The 10,301-nt window shown below is 43.3% G+C and carries 10 protein-coding genes; 8 read left to right on the top strand and 2 right to left on the bottom strand.

What is annotated here, in order from left to right; genetic code table 11:
* The 6 genes from QSJ46_RS17230 to QSJ46_RS17205 all read left to right on the top strand — a co-directional run.
* Positions 1-700, top strand: a 700-nt coding sequence (locus QSJ46_RS17230; RefSeq protein ID WP_285605083.1) for an exosporium glycoprotein BclB-related protein, incomplete at its 5' end; no start/stop codon positions are given.
* 141 nt (positions 701-841) lie between these two features.
* A complete protein-coding gene (locus QSJ46_RS17225) occupies positions 842-2,437 on the top strand; it encodes a sensor histidine kinase (protein WP_047203195.1) in 1,596 nt (531 codons plus the stop codon).
* Positions 2,438-2,440: 3 nt separating this feature from the next.
* Positions 2,441-3,136, top strand: a complete 696-nt coding sequence (locus tag QSJ46_RS17220; RefSeq protein ID WP_025092679.1) for a response regulator — start codon at positions 2,441-2,443, stop codon at positions 3,134-3,136.
* Positions 3,137-3,139: 3 nt separating this feature from the next.
* A complete protein-coding gene (locus QSJ46_RS17215) occupies positions 3,140-4,117 on the top strand; it encodes a tripartite tricarboxylate transporter substrate-binding protein (RefSeq protein ID WP_107164106.1) in 978 nt (325 codons plus the stop codon).
* A gap of 346 nt (positions 4,118-4,463) precedes the next feature.
* A complete protein-coding gene (gene citM, locus QSJ46_RS17210; protein WP_034283666.1) occupies positions 4,464-5,762 on the top strand; it encodes an Mg(2+)/citrate complex secondary transporter CitM in 1,299 nt (432 codons plus the stop codon).
* Positions 5,763-5,938: 176 nt separating this feature from the next.
* The gene (locus tag QSJ46_RS17205; RefSeq protein ID WP_107164105.1) at positions 5,939-7,570 is read left to right on the top strand and encodes a M14 family metallopeptidase; all 1,632 of its coding nucleotides are present in this window, start codon (positions 5,939-5,941) and stop codon (positions 7,568-7,570) included.
* Between the two features lie 53 nt (positions 7,571-7,623).
* Here QSJ46_RS17205 and QSJ46_RS17200 read toward each other — a convergent pair whose 3' ends face one another.
* Positions 7,624-8,109 carry a phenolic acid decarboxylase gene (locus QSJ46_RS17200; protein ID WP_008341777.1) on the bottom strand — a complete coding sequence of 162 codons (486 nt, stop codon included), beginning with the start codon at positions 8,107-8,109 and terminating at the stop codon, positions 7,624-7,626.
* Between the two features lie 112 nt (positions 8,110-8,221).
* On the opposite strand from QSJ46_RS17200, the gene QSJ46_RS17195 reads away from it, so the two are divergent.
* The gene (locus QSJ46_RS17195) at positions 8,222-8,779 is read left to right on the top strand and encodes a PadR family transcriptional regulator (protein WP_107164104.1); all 558 of its coding nucleotides are present in this window, start codon (positions 8,222-8,224) and stop codon (positions 8,777-8,779) included.
* Positions 8,780-8,883: 104 nt separating this feature from the next.
* Positions 8,884-9,990, top strand: coding sequence for a nitric oxide synthase oxygenase (locus QSJ46_RS17190; RefSeq protein ID WP_047203015.1), 1,107 nt, complete (start codon positions 8,884-8,886; stop codon positions 9,988-9,990).
* 16 nt (positions 9,991-10,006) lie between these two features.
* Here QSJ46_RS17190 and QSJ46_RS17185 read toward each other — a convergent pair whose 3' ends face one another.
* Complete coding sequence (locus QSJ46_RS17185) at positions 10,007-10,279, bottom strand: acylphosphatase (RefSeq protein WP_107164103.1); 273 nt, start codon at positions 10,277-10,279, stop codon at positions 10,007-10,009.
* Positions 10,280-10,301 lie beyond the last annotated feature (22 nt).

The following is a 10,301-nucleotide window of genomic DNA, read 5'->3' as shown; positions in this document are numbered from 1 at the left end:
ACCTGGAGAGACGGGAGCCACAGGTTTAACAGGAGCAACTGGAGAGACGGGAGCCACAGGTCTAACAGGTGCAACCGGAGCAACAGGAGCAACGGGAGTAACCGGAGCCACTGGCGCCACGGGTTTAACAGGTGCAACTGGGGTAACCGGAGCGACCGGAGCAACAGGTCCAACAGGAGTAACCGGATCAAGTGCGATTATTCCATTTGCGTCTGGAGATCCTGTTCTCTTGACAACAATTGCAGGCGGACTCGTTGGAACATCCAGCTTAGTCGGATTTGGTAACTCAGCCACCGGCGTCAGTATTTTAGGTGGTATTATTGATTTAACCGGAGCAGCAGGCACCTTACTGAATATGGCGTTCTCTGTTCCGAGAGCCGGAACGATCACATCATTTGCCGGCTATTTTAGTACGACAGCAGCCCTTTCTTTAGTGGGCACGAGTGTTACCGTTACAGCTAGTTTGTTTGCTTCACCGACGCCAAATAACAGCTTTACCCAAGTAGCAAGCGTCACACTAGCTCCAGCCTTATCCGGGATTTTAACGCTGGGTGCTATTGCAAACGGTATTGCGACTGGTCTCAATGTAGCAGTTACACCGCAAACAAGATTGCTTGTTGTATTCTCTGCATCCGCTACAGGACTATCCTTAGTAAATACCGTAGCAGGCTATGCGAGTGCTGGTTTATCGATCACGTAATAGGCATACAGGGATGACTCGATTCTGAGTCGTCCTTTTTTGTTTGAAAGAATTTTCTCTTAACTTAGTAAGAAAAAATGATATCATTTTCTTAGAGTCTATTCGGGTGAATCTACTGAATTAGGGGTTGTGGCGGTGAGGATGGGCAAAAGGAAAGTTACTTTACAAACGAAAATTTTGGGGTTAATTATCGGGCTTTTGCTTGTTGTCATTGCATTATTAACCATTTGTTTTGGTTTTCTGCAGACATCGGAAAGGCAGGGACAAGCTGAACAGCTGGCGGTGCAGACCGCTAGAACGATATCATATATGCCGCCCATTAAAGCATCGGTGGCCGTGTCAGCTTCCAAAAATGAAGAACAGGCAGTGCTTGAGCAAATGAAGGAGCAAGTAAGAGCACATGCCATCTTTATTACCAATCGAAAAGGAAAGGTTCTTGTTCATACGAATCATGAGGACGTAGGAAAAACCATCAGTGTATCGGAAGGAAGAAGTACCCTCTTATTTGGAGGAACTTCTATATCCACTGATGATTCTAATGGTGAAACCGTTGTCAGAGGCAGTGCGCCCATTATGAAAGAAACAGAAGGGCATGAAGAAATTATTGGGACAGTCACCGTTGAATTTTTAAAAAAGGAAATCGATCAAGCGACAGCTCATCAGCTATTGAAGCTTAGCTATATTGCCCTTCTTGTGCTCTTGCCTGGCATATTCGGTGCGATTTTTTTAACAAAGAGTATTCGCAAAGATACATTAGGGCTTGAGCCGCATGAAATTGCTTCGCTGTATCGAGAAAGAGAAGCGATGCTGCTCGCTATAAAAGAAGGAATCATTGCGTTTGACCAGAAAGGCGCGATTACGATGATGAATACATCAGCTGAACATATGCTGCGCGTCTCATCAGAACTGCCCCTTCATATTGATCAAGTCTTACCAAATGCCAAACTTCTTTTCTATTTAAAGGCAGAGACGATTGAACCTAACATCGAAACCGTCGTCAATGATAAAACCTATGTTTTAAATGTGAAAAAGGTAATGCAGGACAATCGAGTATTCGGAGGGATTGTGAGCTTTAGGGAGAAAACCGAACTGACGAAGCTGCTGGATACATTAACAGAGGTCAGCCAGTATTCAGAAGACCTGAGAGCACAAACGCACGAATTCTCAAATAAGCTGTATGCCATCTTAGGCCTGCTTGAGCTGAATCAAGTCGATGAAGCCATCGACTTGATTAAAGAAGAATATCATCTGCAAAACCGACAGCACGATTTACTCATGAAGCAGATTCGGTCTCCTAAAATACAAGCGATCTTACTTGGCAAGCTAGGGAAAGCATCTGAGAAGAAAGTCCATTTCCACATTGATGAAAATAGCTCACTAGAGCCGCTCCCAGCTCATTTAAGTCTATCTCACTTTATCACCATCATTGGCAATCTCGTAGATAATGCTTTTGAAGCTGTATTAAATAAGGAGAAGCGCGAGGTAGACCTATTCATCACAGATATTGGGTTTGATATTATCATAGAAGTGTCAGATTCAGGTGATGGAGTGAATGAAGAGGAACTGTCACAGATTTTCACAAGAGGCCATTCGTCAAAGGGAGAAGGACGAGGCTACGGGCTTGCGAATGTGAAAGAAGTATTGGACGAGCTTGGGGGCTGGATTGAAGTTGCGAACCAAAAAGAAGGCGGTGCCATCTTTACTGTATACATACCGAAAGGCACAAAGGGGGAATAGATGGTGATTAAGGTACTCATTGCGGAGGATGATTTTCGAATCGCTGCCATTCATGAATCTTATATACAAAAGATAGAAGGATTTAAAGTCGCCGGAAAGGCAAAGAGTGCAAAGGATATGTGGGAGGCGCTCCAAAGGGAACAAGTTGATCTCATCTTGCTTGATGTCTATATGCCTGATGAACTTGGCACAAACCTGCTGCCGCTTTTAAGAGAACGCTGTCCTGAAGTAGATGTGATCATTATCACGGCTGCAACGGAAACGACGCTTTTAAGAGATGCACTTCATTACGGAGTGGTTCATTATTTAATCAAACCGGTGACCGCACAAAAGTTTGCACAAGTCTTAACCGAATATAAAGAAAAGAAAGACATCATCAATTCAAAGGATGAAGTCAATCAAACGATGATCGATCTGTTTTTTGGGCAAATGCAGGAAGAGCCAAAACAAAGGGATGACAGAGATCTTCCCACGGGCATCAATTCACTGACCTTGGATAAAGTGAAAACATTGATGGCATCTGAAAATAGCGGAATTACAGCAGAAGAACTCGGGGAAAAGATGGGCGCATCACGTACAACTGCGAGACGCTACGTAGAGTATCTCGTGACAACAGGGGAATGCCGGGCAGAGCTTGCATACGGAATCATTGGTAGACCTGAACGGAAATATTATCCTGCCAAACAAGCGGAGTCATAAAAGATGAAAAAAGCAATATTTTTTGTTATCGTGCTCTGCCTTTGTATCACGCTCACCTTTAATGAAAAAAAGGCCGGAGATTCTTTCCTTCAGCAAAGCTCCTTATATATTGTGGTGTCGGGTGTACCAGAGGGGGGATTTGACCAAACGGCTCAGGTGATGAAATCAGTGCTTGAACAAGAGAAGCTGGTGAAACGGCCTGTGAACATTCTTTATCAAAGAGGCGGAACGGTGGATAAAGGATGGACCTACATGATGGAGCGAGAAGCCAACTATATCAGTTTAAATTCAAGCTTATTGTTAAGCCGTAACTTGCTTGGCAGCAGTAACGTGACGATGAATGATGTGACACCGCTGGCAATCCTTGCAGAAGAGTGGCAGGTCGTCGCAGTCCCAGTAGATTCTCCTTTTGCAAATGGGAAGGAGCTGTTACACGCACTAAAGAAAAAACCAGATTCCTTAAAAATTGGGTTTGCCCCTGACTTTGGAAATGATGATCAAATCTCATTCGCCCGGGCAGCAGAAATGGCAGGGATTGATCCATATCGCATTCAATTTCTGAAATTTGACAGTGCAGATGATTTATTTCAGGCGCTCATCGACCATGAGGTAGATGCAGCAACGACTACTATTACAGAGGTTCGTCATGATTATGAAAAAAAGAGGCTGAAGCTCGTAGCGACGACAACCAGCGAGCGCTTAGATGGATTTGAAGATGTGCCAACATGGAATGAGCAGGGCATTCCGCTCATCTTTTCCCATTGGCGCGGTGTGATGGGCCCAAAACAAATGAGTCAGCATGACATTCGTGAATGGGATCAGCTTCTTCAAAAAATGACGAAAACGAGGTCCTGGAAAAAGCAATTAAAGCAAAAGGGCTGGACAGGTCGTTATATGAACAGCAAAGAGGCAAAGATCTTTATGGAAGATCAATTAAGGCAATATGAGCAATTGATACAAGGAGAACAAGCGGTCGAGTGAGACCGCTTCCAGCGTGTAGACAAACCCTTGCATTCGCCCGCAGTCCTGCGTGCCGGTGCTCACCAATCTCACATTCGCTCCGCTCCAGTACTCGTCTTTCCTAGACTTCAAAGGTTTTCTATCACGCTGAAAAGAAGACAAAGGGCTAAAATAAACCCTTTGTTTTTTCATGGAATGAAAAAGGCCAATGTTTGAACAAAATGAACAAAAAGCATTTATCGACCGAAAAAGAATTAAAATTCATAATATTTACTTCAATTCTCACCTCAGATATGATGACAAAAAGGGTTGGAAATGGGATACCAACACATTAATGAAAGCGTATACAACATAAGGGGTGAACAATATGTTAGCAATCTTAGGATTTCTTATGATGATAGTATTTATGGTTTTGATTATGACGAAACGTATGTCTGTTTTAACGGCATTGGTGTTAACACCGATTGCATTTGCTCTTATCGCAGGTTTTCATTTTACTGAAATTTCAGACATGATTGTCAAAGGCGTGCAGCAAGTCGCACCGACAGCGGTCATGATCATGTTTGCGATTTTGTACTTTGGCATTATGATTGATGCGGGTTTATTTGACCCAATGGTGGCGAAAATTTTAAAAATCGTTAAAGGCGATCCATTAAAAATCGTAGTCGGAACAGCTGTCCTGACGATGCTTGTTGCACTTGATGGTGACGGAACAACGACATATATGATTACAACAACAGCGATGCTTCCACTATTTACACTGCTTGGCATCCGACCAATTATTTTAGCCGGAATTGCCGGAGTTGGCATGGGAATTATGAATACAATTCCGTGGGGAGGAGCCACACCTAGAGCGGCGAGTGCACTTGGGGTCGATCCTTCACTTTTATTTGGCCCGATGATTCCAGTCATTGGTGCAGGGGTTCTCAGTATGATTATTGTTGCTTATTTTCTTGGAAAAGCCGAAAGAAAACGTCTTGGTGTCATTGAACTTGACCAGCCGATTCATGCAAATGAAATGGCAGCGGCACTGCAAGATGACATCAAACGACCGAAGCTTTGGTGGTTTAACCTGGCGCTAACTTTGTTATTGGTGCTGCTGCTTGTATCAGGTAAAGTCAGTTTAACTGTTCTATTTGTTCTTGCTTTCTGTGTGGCAATTATTGTGAACTATCCGAACTTGGACCAGCAGCGTGAGCGAATTGCGGCTCACTCCACAAACGTTTTAGCCATTGCCTCGATGATTTTTGCGGCAGGTGTTTTTACAGGTATTCTAACTGGAACGAAAATGGTTGATGAAATGGCGATTTCGATTGTATCTGCAATTCCAGAGCAGCTTGGCGGCTTTATTCCAGTCATTGTCGCATTAACAAGCGGGATCTTTACTTTCTTTATGCCGAATGATGCATACTTTTATGGCGTACTGCCGATCCTATCAGAAACAGCGGCAGCTTACGGTGTCGATAAAATTGAGATTGCCAGAGCCTCTATTATTGGTCAGCCGATTCATATGTTAAGTCCACTTGTTCCATCGACTCATTTACTTGTTGGACTTGTTGGCGTATCACTGGATCAGCATCAGAAATTTGGGATGAAATGGGCTGTGCTGGCGGTCGTCGCTATGACTGTCATGGCAGTTCTCATTGGGGCTATTTCCATCTGGTAAATAAAAAGTGTCTGCTGTGAGCAGACACTTTTTTTAGGTCATATTGCTGGGCAGGCTCCATTCATTTGCCCTAGACAAAGATATGCCTGTTCCTCCAAAAGATTTATTTTTGAAAAATACTGACACTTTTGCTGTTTTTTTCTTTATAATGCAAATCAACGAAGGGAGAGGATAGCATGTCCAAACGAAAAGGCACGATTCTTTTTGCTGCTGTATGCCTCATGGCAGGCAGTTTGTCGTTGGTGAGCCCAGCTTCAGCTCATGCAGAAACCCCTTATTACGGAAAGAATTATGAACAGCCGGCTTCAGTGAAAAAGCTATACCCTGAGCCTGACGAGACGTTTGATACCCCTGCCTTTCAGAAAAAAGAAGAAACATTTACGACACAAGAAGAGCTTCAAACTTTCTTACGAGACATTGTCCGCAAAAGTCCTTACGCCACGCAGAAACAGATTGGAACATCCATTGAAGGCAGGTCCATTTCGGCCCTGTACTTTACAAAGGATCGCTCGATTACTCCACTTTCAAAAAAGCCAACAATCTGGCTCCAAGCACAAATACACGGAAATGAACCAGCCTCTGGTGAATCTGCTCTCGTCATTGCAAAACGATTAGCAGGTGAAGAAGGAGAGCGTATACTCAATCATGTCAATATCATCATTGTCCCAAGAATCAATCCTGATGGTTCTTATGCGTTTGACCGCAGACTGGCAAACGGATTAGATGGAAACCGTGATCATATGACATTAGAATCTCCAGAATTGACAGCACTGCATCAAGAATTTAATCGGTATGCGCCAGAAGTGGTCATTGATGCCCATGAATACGATGTGGGTCAAAAGCAGTTTGAAGATATCGGTTCATCAGGCGCTCTCAAATATCATGATTTGCTTATTCTATCAGGGAAGAATCTAAACATTCCTGAAAACATCCGGCTGACATCAAATGAGTTATATGTTAACGGAGTTCGTGAAACGCTGACGAATAAAGGGTTTTCTAACGATTTGTATTATACAAACACAAGAGGAAAGGATGGCAAGATCGACATTTATGAAGGTGGAACGGATGCGCGAATTGGCCGAAATGCCTTTGCACTTTCGCCAGCCCTGTCATTTCTTGTAGAAAGCAGAGGGATTGGGATTGGGAGAGAGGATTTTGCCCGCCGCGTCGCTGCGCAAGTAGCCACCCATGAAAAAATCATTGAGACCACGGTGAAACATGCCAAGCAGGTGAAGCAGCAAATGGTGACGGAGCGGTTGAAGCTTGTGAAAAAAGGGCTTCATCCAAAAGATGACGATCAAGTCGTCATTCAAGATGCTTTCAAATCACCTGTTGATGACACGCTGGAAATGGTTGATATTGAGAAAGGACAGACCACCAATGTTCCTGTACGTTTTCATAGTGCGAGCGATGCTGTTCCTGTCTTAACAAGAGAACGGCCGACAGCTTACCTCATTCTTCCGGGGCATGAAGGAGTAGAAAGGAAACTCAGAACATTAGGGTTAAAAAGTGTCACATTGCCGGTTGGCATGAAGTTGCCGGTACAAGCCTACAAGGTGACAAAACGAGAGGAAAAGAGCAAATCAGATATTCAGCTTGAAACAAAACTCGTTGACAAGAAACGTCAGCTGCCAAAAGGAACAAAGGTATATGTCACGGCACAGCCGCAAACCAATTTGCTGTCACTTGCCCTTGAACCAGAATCAAAGGACAGCTATATGTCATCAGGGTTTATCGCTTCAAAAACAGGTGATGAACTGCCAGTCTATCGTTTCGTGCTTCCTCAAAATACGTTAGGCATTCAATAAAAAGGGGCTAAGATTTTATCAAATGTAAAAGCGGCACTAGGCGTGCCGCTTTTTTATTTTCGTCCAGCTCTTATTTCATCTGTCATGCCTTCATATGGTGCTTCTGCGATAATGGTTTCGTCATTCACACCTGCATGATGGATATACGTAATGTCCGCAAATTCTGGGACAACATATTTCGGATAGGTTTCGTATTTTTCACGAGATTCTTTCATGAGATCGATGTAGTCATTTTGATAGCAGACGGTGATGTCTGGACGTTCATGCACCCATTTTGGGAAGAAGATGACGCCATGCATGCGTTTTTCTTCAGGCATAAAGTTTAGAGAGACGTCTGTCCCAGTTGGTTCTGTCCAAGAGACTTTGTATACGCCTTTTGTCAGCTTTACAATATTTACTTCCTGATCACGGACCCAACGTCCTCCAACCATTCCGCTATGAATGCGGTAATCAATGGTGTGATCGTTTTTAATGTAAATCTCATATTCCCAGCCATTTTCATACGTATAAATCATATGAAGTCCAACGAATTGATCCATGTTTATTCCTTCTTTCATTAGAATGATGTTTTTTCAAACATGTTGTGATTTACATGTTTATTTTAAAGTCTATGGTATACTATTGTCAAAGAATAAGCGTTGGAGGCACATCATGAGAGTACTAAAATATGCCATTCTTGGCTTGCTGGATCAGCATGAGCTGACAGGATACGATATTACGAAACATTTTAAGGACTCCCTTGGACAGTTTTGGAGTGCAAAGCACAGTCAGATTTACCCTGAGCTGAAGCGTCTTACAGAGGAAGGGTTTATTGAATTTGATATTCACATACAAGGAAAAAAGCTGGAGAAGAAGGTCTATCAAATTACAACGGCAGGAAAAGAAGAATTGCGTCAGTGGTTAAGAACAAAAGATCCGATTCCAGAAACAACAAAGGATGAATTCATGCTCAAAACATTTTTCATCTCCTCCATGGACAAAAAAGAAGCGGCTGACCTCTTTGCATATCAACTTTTAGAGCGCACCAAGAAAGTAGATGTGCTGGAACAAAAGCTGCACGCTTTGACAGAGGAAGACCCTTCTGCTGAATCACTGCATTCAGCGCAATTTGGGCATTACTTAGTGCTGACAAGGGCAATCGAAAGAGAAAAAGGCTATGTCCGCTGGCTCCAAAAGACCCTTATACGTATTGATTCATCTATGGTCTAAGGACAATGGTCGGATGATTTGATAAAAAATGGTTTGAAACGAGTGAATTTATCAATAGAAACCGCTACAATGGATATATTCGTATTAAAGTGAGGCGAGTATGTTTGAGTAATCAAGAAGCGTTGTGGAATGAAGCAGAAGCTTTTATTTCTGTATGCTATGAAGAATTAAATAAGTCAAATGAAGAGAAAGCAGCACGTCTGCATGAAATAAAAAAAGAAATTGAGTCTGAAGGTAGTTATACGCATACACTAGAGGAATTAGCTCACGGGGCGAAAATGGCATGGCGCAACAGTAACCGCTGCATTGGCCGTTTGTTTTGGTCGACCCTGCAAGTGCATGACTGCCGGCATGTAAAGACAGAGGATGAGGTGAAAGAGGCGCTCTTTCATCATATTGAGTATGCGACAAATGGCGGGAAAATCAAACCGTCTATTACGATCTTTCCCCCAGAGAGTCACAAGCAGAAGGAAGTCGTCATTTATAATCATCAGCTCGTTCGTTATGCAGGCTATGAGACGGAATATGGCATCATCGGCGACGAGGCATCTCTTGAATTAACAAAATTATGTGAAGCCCATGGCTGGAAAGGAGAGGGCACACATTTTGATATTCTGCCTCTCATGTTTCAGCTAAAAGGTCAGCCACCTGTTCTGTATGAGCTTCCGAAAGAAATCGTTCAAGAGGTAGAGATCACCCATCCTGAATATGATGGATTCCGTGATTTGGGACTAAAATGGTATGCGGTTCCGATTATTGCTGATATGAAATTAGAGATTGGCGGTATTCATTACAACGCTGCACCGTTCAACGGCTGGTATATGGGCACAGAAATTGGCGCACGCAACCTAGCGGATGAAAACCGCTATAATATGCTAAAAAAAGTTGCTTCTCTTTTAGGACTGGACACGACCAAGAATTCGTCCCTTTGGAAGGATAAAGCCATTGTCGAATTGAATGTGGCGGTTCTCCATTCTTATCGCGAAGCAGGGGTAACCATTGTCGATCACCATACAGCAGCACATCAATTCAAGCAGTTTGAAAAGCAGGAAGAGAAGGCTGACCGCAAGCTGACTGGGGACTGGACATGGCTGATTCCGCCAGTATCACCAGCTGCTACCCACATATTCCACAAGCATTACGACAATACGATTGTGAAACCAAACTATTTTTATCAGGACAAGCCCTATCACGGGACAGAAAAAGCCTAGCGAGAGCTAGGTTTTTTTATGACCGTATTCGAAAATCTTGATAATGAGCAAGCTCCGTGAGCGGCTCCATTTGCATGTCGGTGACTTTTGAAAAAGGACTTCCTTTCCGAACAGTTTCTAAGAACTCAATCACTTTCTGCTGCTCACCCTCTACCTTTAACTCGACATGCCCTTCATCTGTGTTGCGTACCCAGCCTTTCATTCCACGATTGACGGCTTCTCCCTGAACAAAATAACGAAAGCCGACTCCTTGCACACGTCCTTTTACAATGGCGTGATAATGAACCATGGTCATCTCTCCTTTTTTCACA

This window comes from Bacillus sp. YKCMOAS1, from assembly GCF_030268125.1.
Taxonomy (GTDB): domain Bacteria; phylum Bacillota; class Bacilli; order Bacillales; family Bacillaceae; genus Bacillus; species Bacillus safensis.
Note: the sequence above shows the minus strand (reverse complement) of the source record. Positions and strands in the feature narration are given on the sequence as shown.

Excerpts from the sequence above, each read along its gene's own strand:
- QSJ46_RS17225 (WP_047203195.1), top strand. The coding sequence starts at position 842 with ATGGGCAAAAGGAAAGTTACTTTACAAACGAAAATTTTGGGGTTAATT.
- QSJ46_RS17215 (WP_107164106.1), top strand. The coding sequence starts at position 3,140 with ATGAAAAAAGCAATATTTTTTGTTATCGTGCTCTGCCTTTGTATCACG.
- citM (WP_034283666.1), top strand. The coding sequence starts at position 4,464 with ATGTTAGCAATCTTAGGATTTCTTATGATGATAGTATTTATGGTTTTG.
- QSJ46_RS17205 (WP_107164105.1), top strand. The coding sequence starts at position 5,939 with ATGTCCAAACGAAAAGGCACGATTCTTTTTGCTGCTGTATGCCTCATG.
- QSJ46_RS17200 (WP_008341777.1), bottom strand. The coding sequence starts at position 8,109 with ATGGATCAATTCGTTGGACTTCATATGATTTATACGTATGAAAATGGC.
- QSJ46_RS17195 (WP_107164104.1), top strand. The coding sequence starts at position 8,222 with ATGAGAGTACTAAAATATGCCATTCTTGGCTTGCTGGATCAGCATGAG.
- QSJ46_RS17185 (WP_107164103.1), bottom strand. The coding sequence starts at position 10,279 with ATGGTTCATTATCACGCCATTGTAAAAGGACGTGTGCAAGGAGTCGGC.